The following is a 14,070-nucleotide window of genomic DNA, read 5'->3' as shown; positions in this document are numbered from 1 at the left end:
CCGAAAAGGCGCTGGAGATGCTCTCCGGCTCGCCCGTGGCGGTGATCGGCTGCCGGGGGGCCACCCACACCGGCCCGATCGGCTATTTCGCGCGCAAGCTGGCGCTGGCGGGCCATGTCAGTCTATGGTTCGCCAACTGCTCGCCGATGGCCGCTCCCCACGGCGCGACAGCGCCGGTGCTGGGCACTAATCCGCTCACCGTTGGTCTGCCCCGCGATCCCGAGCCGATTGTCGCCGACCTGGCCACCACCGCTACCACTTACGGCGACTGCCGGGTAGCGATGGCCGAAGGCAAACCGATCCCCGATGGTGTCGCGCTGGACTCTGAGGGCAATCCCACCACCGACCCCGAGACCGCCCTGCGCGGCGGCTGCCTGCTGCCGTTCGGCGGCCACAAGGGTTATGCCCTCTCCGTGGTGGTGCAGATACTGACCACCGCGCTCACCGGCGCCACAGTCATGCCCGGCCCCCGCAGCGACTACGGCCTGAGCGTGATCGCCCTGCACCGGGATATCCTGGTTGACGCCGTCGACTACGACAGGATCACCGGGGAACTGGTTGCAGCGATCAAGGCCGCCCGCCCTGCCGTGGAGGGGCAGCCCGCCCTGCTGCCCGGCGAGCGCTCCGCGGCCAGCCGGCTACGCTCGGAGCGCGAGGGTGTCGAGCTCAGCGACAAGCTGTACCAGGAAATCTTCAGTGACCAGCAGGGGTAAAATACCTGCTTTTACTTGACAGCGCGGGCCCTCGCAAATATTTTTACGGCTCCTGCTCTGGACACGGCAAAAAACGTCCCCATCGTCTAGTGGCCCAGGACTCCGCCTTTTCACGGCGGCAACAGGGGTTCGAGTCCCCTTGGGGACGCCAGATTATCTGTAAAACGGGCCGCTCATCGATGTGATGGGCGGCCCTTTGCGTTGCTGATTTTTACTCCAGAATCACTCCACGAGCATAAACCCGCAGGCAATCGCATTTTCCTGTCCGGAAGCGTTATCCGAGATGGCGATTTTCAGCGAATAGCGGCCGGGGACCAGGTCCGAGGTATCAATATTGAAAGTTTCGGCCAGCGGTCCAGCGGCGGTCCGGGAAACTCTGTCGAAACTCAGGGTCAGGCTGGTGCGCGGAGTCCTACCGCCAAAAATCCTCTGAATAAGACTCTTCTCCGCCATCTCCCCCTCAAGGCCGACAGTCACGTTTTCCCTGAACGAACGCCCGCCGTTCCGGTCCGATGCAAGCCCGTAGACTTCAAGATAGACCGAGATCAACTCTCCCTGCCTGAAGGTCAGCGACGGCCTGGGCAGGATATTGACTCCCATGCGCCGGTGCACTCTCACACCCACCGGTGGCGGACTGCCCAGGATAACGCCGCTGAGTTCGAGCTCTTTGCCGGAGTACGGCGTCGGATCGATATTCCTCCTGACCACCGAGCGGTAGCCCGGTACATCCATGCGCAGCGCGTAGAACATCGGGCCCGGCTCAAGCTGCACGCTGTTGACCGCGATGCACATGCTGTCGCGGCCGGTAAACACCCATTGCGATTTCCGCTCCCTGCGGACCAGCTCCCGCCACAGGGAATCGTAGACCACAACAGTCGCCCCGGGAGTGCCGACCGAAACACTATCGACCGAGACAGGGATGGACTGGTAGAATTCCACTTCCAGCCTGCCGTCCTCACCCCTGAAATCAACTCCATAGAATGCCTGGTTGATCCTGGGCAGAGGGTCCTTGTATGTCTCCGAATTCATTGCTACAGTGATGTTGCCCTGCTCAGCATAGCTTTTGGAGGCAGCGTAAAAACCCTTTTTCCTGTTGAAAAGAAAGAAGGCCGTGCCATACTGCCAGGCCTCGTATGACGGAGGAGTCAGGGAAGCATCCCAGGGAAATCCGAAACTATAAAGGACGTCCGGTTCCCCGTGGCGGATATAGAATAACCCCCGTTGCTGCAGAGCCAACGGGCGGCAGTTGTCCCACCAGAGATCCGGATCGTATTCAGAATCAAAATATGGATTGTCATAGCTGTATACCGGTCTGGAGGCCATGAGCCTGTAATATGTATATGACGTCATGAACAGGCTATGCGGAGTGTAATCCCAGTATTTTTTCTTCGCTTCATTGAGGCGTCTGTAATGGGTCAGCAGGCGCTCGTTGTGCGGTGTGGTCGGGTCGGGATCGCGCCGCTTCCAGAAAGTATGGAAAAAGGCGGACTTCCCGGCCGGGGTCTCGAGCGAATCCCATTTTGCCGTTTCGGTGGGGTTGAATATCGGCTCGGAATCCCGGATAAGATGGGTGAAGTCGTCGTCTTGTTCGGCGTACCGCAGCGACTCGTTGTAGCATTCCTCGAACCCCAGGGTGTCTCCACGCACCAGTTGGCATTGCGCCTCCAGCAGCAGCCGCTCCGAGCGCCTGTGCTCCGAGCTGAGAGTTTCCAGTTTTCCGAGGGCGACCATCACGCTGTCCGGTTGACCCAGCCGGGAGCGGATCCGCGCCATATAAATCAGGAGGTCCCGGTTTTCGCTTCCCTGGTCCACAAGCTCATCGAATCGGCGGCAGACATCGCGGAGTTCATCATCGCTTTGGGTAAATATCTTCTCCCACCAGATTTTCAGCACATTTTTGTATTTCGGGTCCAGGCAGACCAGCTCGGTGAGCGCATCGCAGGCCACATTGTAGCCATGGGTCCAGCCAAGCTCGAAAGCGGTCTGGGAGATTTTATATAACCCCTCGCACCGGAAAGCCGAATCCGCTTTCATCGCCATCCGGTATTCCCTGATCGCCCACCATTTGCGGTTAGGCTTCACGCGGTACACATCCCCCAGGCCGATCCGCGCCCGGGCGATAATTTCTTTGGATTCAGTATTCCGGGCCAGGTTGAACTGCACGCGGGCCTCATCCGGACGGCCTGCGGCGAGCAGCACGCGGCCGCGCTCCAGCAGTGCCTCGGAGTCTTTGGGGTTGGCCTTGAGCGTGCTATCGAGATGAGCCAGGTGGAGGTCCAGGCTGTCCTGGCAGGATAGTAAAGGCGGTGGGGAAATACATAAAAACAGCAGGAAGAAAAGCAACGAAGAAAATGTGAAAACCGCACTTTTACACGATAGGGGCATCGCGGTTTCTCCCGATTTATTTTTTCTTCATACCCCTCTTTGATAATAATAGTTCATTTATTTATTACGTGTCAACTCCCTGTTTGGACTCATAAAATATGAAAAAAGGCCGCGGGTCAACGTGCGACCCGCGGCCTCCTGTCCGGTTTGTGGCTGGCAGTCCCTCTTTCGCGTTAACTGCAGCCGGTCGTGTCTCCGCACGAGGAACACACGTAGCAGCTCCCCCGCCGCTCCATCAGCATGCCGCAGGTATCGCAACTGGGCGCGTCGCCAAAAAGGTCAAACGCGGGTTTGCCGTTCGATGGGCCGCTCTCTGCCAGCCCCTCGCTCTCGTCCCTGGGCCTGCTCAGCTCCTCGATTACTTCCGAGGCACTCTGGACTGCCTTGATATTCTTGATCCCCAGCGATTCTTGTTTTTCGGGGTCCATGAACTCGATCGCCAGCCAGCGGTAGATATAGTCCACCAGCGACTTGGCGATCGGGATCTGCTTGTTCTTGGTCATCCCGGACGGCTCGAACCGCATGTGGGTCATCTTGTCCACCAGCACCTCCAGCGGAGCGCCGTACTGCAGGGCGATACTGGTGATAATCCCGAACGCGTCGAGCAGTCCCGACAGGATCGAGCCTTCCTTGTGCATCAGGATGAAAATCTCGCCCAGCTTACCGTCCTTGTACATCCCGGCGGTAACGTAGCCCTCGTGGCCGGCGATTTCGAACTTGTGGGTGATCGCCTTGCGGGTGGTGGGCAGGCGGCGGCGCTTGGGCACAGTGGCCACTTCGGTCGGACTGGCCTTCTTGGCCCCCTTGCCCTCCAGGGGCTGGCTGCGCTTGCACCCGTCGCGGTAGATCGCGATCGACTTAAGCCCCATCTTCCAGGCGTCTAAATAGATTTTCTCGATATCCTCAACCGTCGAGTCGCTCGGCATGTTGACCGTCTTGCTGATCGCCCCGGAAAGGAACGGCTGCGTGGCGGCCATCATCCGCACGTGGGCCTCCGGTTTCAGCGTGGTCAGCTTACCCGGCTGGCCCAGGCTGGTGGCGAATACTTTCTTCTGCTCGTCCGAAAGATCGCCGAACTCCTCCAGATTACCGTGTTCCTCGATATGCTTCTCGGCGCACTCGATTACATCGGGCTTGACTTTCATATACTCCAGGCTGCGGCGCACCAGCGGGTTGACCAGGGTCAAAGTGGAGCCGTCCACCAGGTTCTTGTACTTGATCAGGCTCAGCTCGGGTTCCACGCCGGTGGTGACCGCATCCATGAAGAAACTGATCGTGCCGGTGGGCGCCAGCAGCGTGACCTGCGCGTTGCGGAAGCCCTTGTCGTAGCGCTTTTCACAGCAGATCCGGTCCCAGCTCGCCTTCGCCTGGCTGTAAGTCTCCCGGTACAGGGGAGGCGTCTCGCTGCCCTCGCGCGGGGCGATACTCACCAGGACCGCGTAGTGCTTGTCGAGCACCTGGCTTATCGGCTTCTCGTTGGTCTTGTAGCCGGCGAACGGCCCCACCCTCCGGGCCAGCCAGCCGCTGGATTCGTTGGCCAGGCCGTGCATCAGCGCGGTAATCGCGCCGGCCACCTGACGGCCGCCGTCGGAGTCGTAGGCCAGCCCGTGGGTCATCAGCAGCGCGCCCAGGTTGGTGTAGCCCAGACCCAGGGGCCTGAAATCGTGGCTGCTGCGCGTGATCTCGGGAGTTGGATACTTGGCGAAGCCGCAGAGAATCTCCTGGGCGGTGATCATCACCCGCACAGTATGCGCGAAATCATCGACCTTGAACCCGCCCTCATCGACAAACTTAAGCAGGTTGATCGAGGCCAGGTTGCAGGCGCTGTCGTCGAGGAACACATATTCGCTGCAGGGGTTGGAGCTGTTAATCCGTCCCGAGTTGGGGCAGGTATGCCAGTCGTTGGTAGTGGTGTCGAACTGGATACCAGGGTCGCCGGTGATCCAGACCGCCTCGGCCATCCGGCGAAACATCTTGCGCGCCTCAACCTCGCGCACCACCTTGCGGCTGACCACTTCCTTAAGCTCCCACTTGCCGTCGCTCTCGACAGCCTTCATAAAATCGTCGGTCACGCGGACGCTGTTATTGGCGTTCTGGTAGGTGATCGTGCTGTAGGCCTCGCCGGCGATAGAGCCGTCGTAACCGGCGTCGATCAGCACCTGGGCCTTCTTCTCCTCGACCACCTTGCAGTCGATAAAGCGCTCGATATCGGGATGGTCGGCGTTGAGCACGCACATCTTGGCCGCGCGACGGCTCTTGCCGCCGCTCTTGATCGCTCCGGCGTTGGCGTCCAGCACCTTCATGAAACTCAGCGGGCCGCTGGCCGTACCGCCGGTGGAGAGCGGCTCGCCCTCCGAACGCAGAGTGCTGTAATTCACTCCCGAGCCGCTGCCCCACTTGAATATCTGCCCCTCGTTGACAATCAGCCTGGATATATCGTGCATGTCGTCCTTGACCGAGTTGATGAAACAGGCGCTGGCCTGGGGACGCTCACCGGGGACACCCACGTTGAACAGGACAGGGCTGTTGAAACAGGCGCGCTGGTCGAGCATGATGAACGTCAATTCGGCCCGGAAAGTCACCTGCTCGTCATCGGCGGCGAAATAGCCCGCCTTGCCGCCCTCGTCGGCGATCGTATCCACAATCCGGTCGATTACCTGGCGAAGGCTGGTTTCTTCGTATCTGCTCGATTTCTTGAAATATTTGCTTGCGGTGATCTTGCAGGCGTTTTCGCTCCAGGTGGAGGGGAACTCCAACTCGTCAGCCTGATAGACCACCTTGCCCTTGGTATGGTCGACCATCTTCAGCGACCGGCGGGACCAGTTCACCATCGAATAAACGTCCTTCCCTTCGGTGGTGAACACCCGCTCGATCCGATCGGGGTACTCGAACACCCCCTGGCCGAACAACTGTTCCTCCGCCGGTATTTCCCGCGCGGTAACGTCGCTTTTCAGGCGGTTGGCAACTTCTCCGGCTTCGGCCTTTCGGGCAGTTTTCTGTCTGGTTTTGTCAGCTTGCATCTGTGTTCCCCTCTTGTTCCCGAATAGTGAGTATCTTGTACCGTGATTCTTCGCATATACTATATATTGTGCTTTTCGGGAAAAATCAACTTTTTTCTCCAATTTTTTTCTTGACAGTTTTTCCGCATGAAAACCGTGCCGCAGCGTCAGGATAATGCGCCGGATATCCCCGTTAATTCCGCGTGAATTTTATGTCTCCGGCCCGGCCCGCCAGCCGGCTTTCCAGCACCGTATCACAATAAGCCCTGGCGAACCATCCAGCCAGAAATTCCCGCGGTCAGCGAATCGATCAGTTGACGGTTGGAGGGATGAATATGCTCCCCCTGGACCCAAACCTGTTCCTTAGGCTCACCGGCTGCGGCGTAAAGCTGACAGGCGGATTCAACCGGTATTTTCGTATCGCCGGACCCGTTGACAATCAGCAGCGGCCGCGGTGAAAACTCTCCGATGTAAGAGGACGGCTCGAAGGGGGCGGCAAAAGTGCCCAGGATATAGCTGACGAATCTCCTGAGCGGACCCGACCTGATTTTCCCGCGCAGGTTCCATTCGATTACCCGCTCCATCCCGGCGCCGCCGTAGATCAGCACCATGCCGTCCACCTGCGGGTCCAGGCCGGCGATTACGGCGAACGGCACCCCGAAACTGGCCCCGAGGACAGTTATCCTGGTTGAATCGACAGCGGAGTGGGCGCTGAGATAGTCGATAGCGGTAAACGCCATCCCCACTGCATCGGTGACCAGGCTGTCGAGAGAGAACAGCAGCGAGGGAAAGCGGGCCGGATGGACCCTGTGTTCGGGGATCGGGGGGTAATCCATGCCGCAAAGTACGGCGGGCCGGTCCAGCTTCACCAGCTCCACCGCCCGCGCCCCGGTACCGTGACCGCCAAGGATCAAGACCGCGGGCAGCGGCTCGGCAACCGTAGCCGGCAGGCTGAGACAGCCGCTGCTGACCCGGCCCAGGTTATCGGTCAGCGAGAAAGCCACGGCCCGGCGGCCCGCGACCTCGGCCAGCTCTTTTTCCACCACCTCGAAACCGCAGCCTCGCCTCTCCAGCAGTCTGCCGGTGTGGTCGGCAGCCCGGTACCACTCGGCAAAGAGGAAGGCGACAGCAGTACCAAGCGCCAGCGAACCCGCCGGCCAGATAACAATCCGCAGGGCCTTGGTCCTGAATCCGCTCATAGCCGCCCCGTACTCCGGGTAATCTGATCAGTTATTGAACACGCAGAGTTTCAACTCGGTCATATCCTCGACAGCGAACTTCGGGCCCTCGCGGCCGGTTCCGCTGCCCTTCACTCCGCCGTAAGGCATCTGGTCCACGCGGTAAGTGGGGAAATCGTTGATCATCACGCCGCCGACCTCCAGGCGCCTGAACGCTTCCATCGCCCTGGGCAGCGAGGAGGTGTAGACGCCGGCCTGAAGGCCGTATTCGCTGTTGTTGACCCGCTCCAGGGCGTCGTCGAAATCGTCGTAGCGCTCGATACAGACCACCGGCGCGAACACCTCCGAGCTGTAGACTTTCATATCGTGCTCCACATCCTCCAGCACGGTCGGGCTGTAGAACGCCCCGTCGCGCCTGCCGCCGGTCAGCACCGATGCGCCCTGCGCCACTGCCTCGTCCACCCACTCCTGCGCTCGCCTGGCCTCGGCCTCCTCGATCATCGGACCCAGCTCGGTCGCCTGATCCGCCGGGTCCCCCGCCCTGATCTTTTCCACCGCGGGAACGAACTGTTCAATAAACCGGCCGGCCAGGGAAGAGCGCAGCAGGATCCGCTGGATAGAGATACAGACCTGGCCGCTGTAGGCGAACGCGCCGATTATGCTGCGCGATACCGCCTCGTCCAGGCGGCTGTCGTCATCCACAATCAGCGCGCTGTTGGAACCGAGTTCGAGCGTGACCCGTTTCATCCCCGCATCACGCCTGATCCGTCGCCCCACTTCCAGCGATCCTGTGAACGTGATCATGGCGACATCCGGGTGCTCCACCAGCGGCGAGCCGAGTTTGCTCCCGCTACCGGGCAGGACATTGATCGCGCCCGGCGGCGCGCCGGCATCGGAGATAATCCGCGCCAGCTCCAGGGCCACCAGCGGCGTGGTGCTGGCCGGCTTGAGAATCACAGAATTGCCCGCGGCCAGCGCCGGAGCAACTTTATGGGCCACCAGGTTGAGCGGAAAATTAAACGGGCTGATCGCGCCGATAATGCCCAGGGGGAAGCGGTGGTAGAACGCGAAATGGTCCTTGCCCTCGGGATGCGCGTCGAGTTCCATCGTACTGCCGTGCAGCCTGCGGGCCTCTCCGGCCGCGAAACTGAATGTCTGCACGGCGCGTTCCACCTCGCCCGCGGCATAGCGTACAGGCTTGCCGGCCTCGCGGACAATCAGGGAGGTCAGTTTTTCGCGCTCGTCTTTGATCCGCCGGGAAACTTCATCGAGAACCAGGTAACGGCGGTGTGCTGTCAGGTCCTCCATCCCGCTGGCCGCGGCCGCCCGGACAGCCTGCTCCAGATGTTCGGGACCCGCCGCGCTGACCGGCGCCAGCTCGGACTCATCGTAGGGGTTGACCACCGGGAAGCTCTCATCGCTTTCCACCCATTCTCCGCCGATAAACAGCTGGGTGCGAATGTCGTTATCACTCATGTAATCCTCCTCAAGACTCAGGGCCTCCAGCTTAAAGACGGAAAGCCGCCGCCGGGGGCGATCAACGCACCAGCCGGAGCGGCGGCTTTCCAGTCAAGGCTGAACTCGCTGAGCCGAATCGCGGTCAGCTCAAAGTTTCTTCAGCGTCAGCTCGACAGCGTCCGCTTCCTGAATCTGCTTGTAGAGAGCAGCATAGCGCCGGTTGTACAACCTGCCGGCCACGCTCAAACCTCCATCGATAGCGAAATCGCGCTTGATCAGCAGAGTGTTGTCCGACTGCCTGGCCACCACCCGGGTAAAATAGAAACCGCGGGTCTTGAGCTCCACGGGTTCGGGAAGGCTGTCGGGCAGCGCGTAACCCGCCGGAATAGTTATCTCGAACGAACTCTGATAGTCACCGGTATGCGGATAAACAACCGCGAGTTTGCGTTCCGAACCATCCAGCTGGATACTTACCGGGTCGGTCAGCAGCGAGGATTTGAGGACGAGACCGTCGGCACCGGCCGTGGCGGCGCCGAGGATACTCAGCTTAGCCGAGACAGTCATCTGGCCGGACAGGGCCTTGGGGTCGCTGATCTGCGGCTCGCCCTCGACCGTAACTTCGCCCCACCTGGTGTAGAGCATGGCGGCCAGCGCATCGGCCGGCCCCGCCTGGCGGACCAGCAGCTGACGTTTAATCGCCGTGGCGAAATGACCGTTGAGCGTCTGGTTCACCGACCCGCTCAGAGTACCGTCGGCCGCCAGCTCGAACGAGCCATCCAGTTTACAGACGTGCTTGGTCGCCTCGCTGACCGGGATCTTGGCGTTCTCGACGATCACGTCCTCGTCGTCGCTCTGATTGACGAAGCCGAGCTGGCCCTCGTACTGCGGATCGATATAATCGGGCGGCATCGGCACATCCAGGATCGGCTGCCAGAACTCAAAGCGGCGACGGCTGACCTCGAGCGCCAGCAGTGTGCAGTCGAACTGGGTTTCGATCGGCACGTTTTTCAGCAGCATGCCCGAGGACCTGCGTTTGGTATAAAACGGGAATACCGGCAGGTTGTTGTACCACAGCGCGGAGATCAGAAAATGGGCGATATCGTCGCTGTTGCCCTCTTTGGAGCGCAGCACATTATCAGGATGCTCGGCTTTGGAACTCCAGTAATAGCCGTCCCAGCGGTCGAGTTCGTTTGTGCAAACCAGATTTTCGCGCGCCCAGGCCACCGCGGCGTTCACTTTCTCCCGGGGTGAATTCGCCGATGCAATCACATTGCTGATCTCGCTGATCGCCCGCTTGCTGCGGCTTTCATTGGGAAAGTTGCGTTCGGTAAGCCGCTTGAAGACGAAATTCCAGTTGGGGCTGAAATACTCCCGGCGCACCCGGGCGTCGGAATCGGTGGCGAACCAGACATTGTAGATTTCGGCAAGCAGGAAATCGATCCGGGAGGCGGCCTCGGCAAAAGTCGGAGCCAGCGGAAGGTCGGCGGGAAACGCCGGCACGGTGTCCAGGGTCACCTCGAAATACTGGTGGCCGTAGAACTGCCAACTGTCGGGGTTGTTGATATCGACCGTGCGCAGGGCGTCGCGGATCCGCATGTTGTCGTACTCTTCTTGGTTGGTAAACCTCGGCTCGAAAACGGTTTTCGGCCTGCGGGTAAAGTTGGTACTCTCATAATTGAATTTCAACATCCTGGTGTTTTGGGTGATATGCTGCAGTTTCAGTGCCGGGTGTTTTCTCTCGAAATAAAAGTAGCCGTAGAGCTGGGCGCGTTTGTCCTCGAACTGGTACTCGTATTCGATAATATCACCGGGCTGGAGGCCGGGAAAATCGATCTGGCGGATCTTCCAGGCCCTGTCCTTCTGCTTGTGGAAACCATCGGTTGAGGTCAGTTTAAGCAGGTCAGTGCTCGTAGGGGTGCGGGCAACTTCGATCTGGCGGAGGACGAAGACATTGCTGCCCATCGCCACGGGGTAGATGAAATCCTTGTCCGCGTTTGCCAGGTCCACATCGCGGTTGATGATACCTTTGACCTCGATAGTCTGACCGCCGCGGATGATCTGGGCCTTGAAATCGTTGACCTTGACCTGCTCGTAATACGGCACCTTCACCGTACTGAACTCGCGGACGCCGTCCTCGTTCAGCACCTTGACCGCCACGTGACGGCGGATATAGACCGGATCGATCGAACGGCTCTGGTTGATTTCCTTCCTGTCCAGCACGATCACCGCAGCGGAACCGGCGTAGCGCTCCTCCAGGTTATCGGGCATGATTATTTCTTCGTCGCGGAGCAGCTCCTCCAGCGAATTGCTCAGGGCGAAAACGTTTGCTGCGGCAAACACGGCTGCGAAAAACAAAAGTGCTGCCGGACCAGATTTTCTCATTTAATCCTCCTGTAGCGGGTGCGCGATTTCCAGTCAATCAATTGATAAATATTTTCAAATCAGTTCTTGTCTATATGGTTCGCTATCGGTTTCCAATGCCGGGACGTGTATGGAGGCAGAAGCTGTCCGGATAGAAGAATTCGATGGAAAGTAATTCATCCGATCCGGCATGATCCGGGAATGGTAAACAATCCGCTGGAATGCCGGTCATGGATTCCCGTCCAACTCAGCTTGCCCGCCGGGTTAATGCGGCGATAACAGGTCCAGGCTCAGCCCGGGAATACAATATTCTATCTTCAAGAACTGCAATGGTTTCGGAGGGAGACAAGGAATCGATGCTCAGGTTTCTAATTTACTTCTAATTGCAAAAAAGTCAATCAATTTTCGGCAAATAGAGCGCGGAAAGTACTCGCGGGAGCATAAATTGTGGAGACGATTATCCGGGAAATCGGGGAGTTGTACTGTGTGACCGAACTTGACAGGGCTTACCAGCTGTAACCGCAGGTGAACCCGACCATCCCGTCGTCGCGACGGTGGCCGCTCTCGAAACGGAACAGGCCGCGGAGTTCGGCGCCGAGGGTAAAAATATTGCCCAGCTCGGCGCGAATCCCCAGCGTTGGCGCGGCGATGAAGAAATGACGGTCGGCAAGTGTGTCTTCGAGCAGATGCCGCATGCCGAAATGCGCGCCGAAATAGGGGTAAATAACATAGGTTTCGGGAAAAAGATTGAAATCCATGCCCACTGTCCAGTCGATAAAATCATCCGTCTTGCCCCTGATTTCACCGAGGCCGTACTGTGCGCGTCCAACCAGCACGTTGCGGCCCCTGCTGTCCAGAGCGCGGGTGAGCGCCAGACCGTAGTAGTTCTGACCGCCGCGGATATACGTGCCCATCAGGAACTGGTTGCGCCAGCGGTAATCGCCTTCCGGAAGTGCCGTGTAAACGCCGTAAGGCGCGGCTCGCATCATCCCGCCGGAACCACGCAAATCTTGCTCGCCTTCCATCGCACCCTCGCCCGCGGCGGCGCTTTCCTCACCGGACATTCCGGTCAGCAGGCTGTCAATCCGTGCTTCGATATCCTCAAGGTCGCCGGTCATCGCTTCCACCCTGCCTTCCACTCTCTCCATCTCCCTTCCGCTCATACCCACCCCGCCCGGCATGTCGGAAGCATCGCCCGTACCGGAGCTCACGCGGGCCAGCACCGCGCTCTCGACCCAGCCGACTTCGCTGGTGGCGGGAATCCGCACCCGCACCCAGTTGCCCTGGATTGTCAGCACCTCCACGCTCATACCCTGGCTGAGCACGTCGAGCACCACCGCCTCGCCGCCGCCGGGCATGTCCATCAGCGACGCCTGCCGGCGGACTGTGGCGGTTTGCGCCGTCAAACCGCCGGCGGTCAGTGCGAGCATGATAAATGCCGCGGTAATCAAGCTAAGCCTGTGCACGTTTACCTCTCAGTTTCGGACGCGTAATGTCCCTGTTCTGATATCGAACCAAAATGGATGCAACTTTAAGTCCCGTTGAGCTTTCTGTCTCTCCGTTCTCGCGGAATCCGGCAGAAAATACCCTCGACTGCGCTGTCGCGCCAGCACCGGTCCTGAGAGAGGCTGTCATTTATCCTTCAGCGCCAATAGATATGTAAATATATTATTCCCCGTAACTTATCGCCATCAAGGCGGTCTGGCGGATAAATGTTATCGCCACGAAAAAACCATTTACTGCAAATCCTGTTGGTCTGGAATGCAAAAAGCGTGCGAGGGTGAACTTACAGCACATATTATCGTCGGAAACCGCAGGATGGCTGTTCCCGCTGCTCGCGCATGCGGTTACGCCGGATAGCCCTGTCAATCGAGGAACACCCAGTCGATACCAAACACCACGCGGGGACCGGCCATCCGCAGGGGATCGACACCGTTATAGTAATCGCTGGCCAGGAAATCCGCCCGCCCGTAAATCGTGAAATCGATAATCCGCAGGCTGGCCGCCCCGAAGAAATTGAACCTGCCCGGCTGCTCGCGAAGCGGCGAGGACAGGTTATCGCTAACCGGAAAACGCATGGCGCCCTCGTAGACCGTCTCGCCCCGGATCGACCAGCCGAGGTCTCCGTCATAGCCAATCCCCTGCAGAACCAGCGACGCTGTCAGCCGTCTGCCGGGCAGCCAGGGAATTTCATCAGGCGGATTGAAACACTCGATTCCCGAGCATTCGGCGTCCAGAGCGCCGAACAGTTTGCGCGACACATCGAACCGCAGACCAGTCAACTCCGCGCTTACCCGGCGCAGAGGAATCGCCCGGAACGGGTTGGCCCCGTATGGCTCGATACTGAGATTGTCCAGCCGGCGGTGGAATACGGCCAGCTTCCAGTGCCAGGTGTCTTTCCCTCCCCTGCTCCAGCCGGCTTCCAGCTGATCGACTGTCCCCATCCCTGTCTTGTCAGCAGGACTGAGGGTACCGTAGGCGGATAGCATCGCCGACGGCGAGAGCGCCAGCGCATCTCGTTGCCAGGACAGCCAGAAGCCGTGGTTTTGCCCGCGTACCGCGCTTATCCGGGCGCTGCCCACGGCCCGGGTTTCGCTGCCGGTTACCGCTCGTGCTCCGGCAGTTATCCCGACTTTTACCGGCCCCTCACCTCCGATACCCAGTCTGCCCGCCAGGCGGCTCTGGAAGCGGGAGTCAGCGGCTGAAAAGCCGTCGGGAAAGTCGTTGAGGCCGGTAGACGCAACCGCGATGTCCACCCCCAGGCTGACCGCGGCGGAGGGGTCCGAACACAGCGCGGCGTCCAGGCGATGAGTGGACGCCCCGGCTGTATAGGTCAGCGAATCCGTGGCGTACGGCTGTTCGCCGCCGGCGTAAGCGTAGGCCAGCGAATACCCGTAACTCCCGCCGAGTGAACCGGTAAGAGCGGTCCGGAGCCGAGTGGCGGTCGTGCGCAGTTTGGCGGCTCCCGCGCGGCGG

The 14,070-nt window shown here is 59.8% G+C and carries 7 protein-coding genes and 1 tRNA gene; 2 read left to right on the top strand and 6 right to left on the bottom strand.

The genetic code is table 11. From position 1 onward, the window contains the following. Together FVQ81_16965 and FVQ81_16960 are read left to right on the top strand one after the other, a co-directional pair. The coding region (locus tag FVQ81_16965) for an Ldh family oxidoreductase (protein MBW7998223.1) at positions 1–713 on the top strand (713 nt) is incomplete at its 5' end. Between the two features lie 75 nt (positions 714–788). Continuing rightward, positions 789–864 (top strand) — tRNA-Glu (locus tag FVQ81_16960). Between the two features lie 71 nt (positions 865–935). Here FVQ81_16960 and FVQ81_16955 read toward each other — a convergent pair. The 6 genes from FVQ81_16955 to FVQ81_16930 all read right to left on the bottom strand — a co-directional run bounded on the left by FVQ81_16955 (position 936) and on the right by FVQ81_16930 (position 12,560). Next, positions 936–3,098, bottom strand: coding sequence for a GWxTD domain-containing protein (locus FVQ81_16955; GenBank protein ID MBW7998222.1), 2,163 nt, complete (start codon positions 3,096–3,098; stop codon positions 936–938). A gap of 173 nt (positions 3,099–3,271) precedes the next feature. Next, the gene (locus tag FVQ81_16950) at positions 3,272–6,118 is read right to left on the bottom strand and encodes a vitamin B12-dependent ribonucleotide reductase (GenBank protein MBW7998221.1); all 2,847 of its coding nucleotides are present in this window, start codon (positions 6,116–6,118) and stop codon (positions 3,272–3,274) included. A gap of 233 nt (positions 6,119–6,351) precedes the next feature. Beyond that, a complete protein-coding gene (locus FVQ81_16945; protein MBW7998220.1) occupies positions 6,352–7,296 on the bottom strand; it encodes an alpha/beta hydrolase in 945 nt (314 codons plus the stop codon). Between the two features lie 27 nt (positions 7,297–7,323). Further along, a complete protein-coding gene (locus FVQ81_16940) occupies positions 7,324–8,751 on the bottom strand; it encodes an aldehyde dehydrogenase family protein (GenBank protein MBW7998219.1) in 1,428 nt (475 codons plus the stop codon). Positions 8,752–8,880: 129 nt separating this feature from the next. After that, the gene (locus FVQ81_16935; protein ID MBW7998218.1) at positions 8,881–11,115 is read right to left on the bottom strand and encodes a DUF3857 domain-containing protein; all 2,235 of its coding nucleotides are present in this window, start codon (positions 11,113–11,115) and stop codon (positions 8,881–8,883) included. Between the two features lie 485 nt (positions 11,116–11,600). Then, complete coding sequence (locus tag FVQ81_16930; protein ID MBW7998217.1) at positions 11,601–12,560, bottom strand: hypothetical protein; 960 nt, start codon at positions 12,558–12,560, stop codon at positions 11,601–11,603. Between the last annotated feature and the right edge of the window lie 1,510 nt (positions 12,561–14,070).

The sequence above is a fragment of the Candidatus Glassbacteria bacterium genome, from assembly GCA_019456185.1.
Taxonomy (GTDB): Bacteria; Gemmatimonadota; Glassbacteria; order GWA2-58-10; family GWA2-58-10; genus JAJRTS01.
Note: the sequence above shows the minus strand (reverse complement) of the source record. Positions and strands in the feature narration are given on the sequence as shown.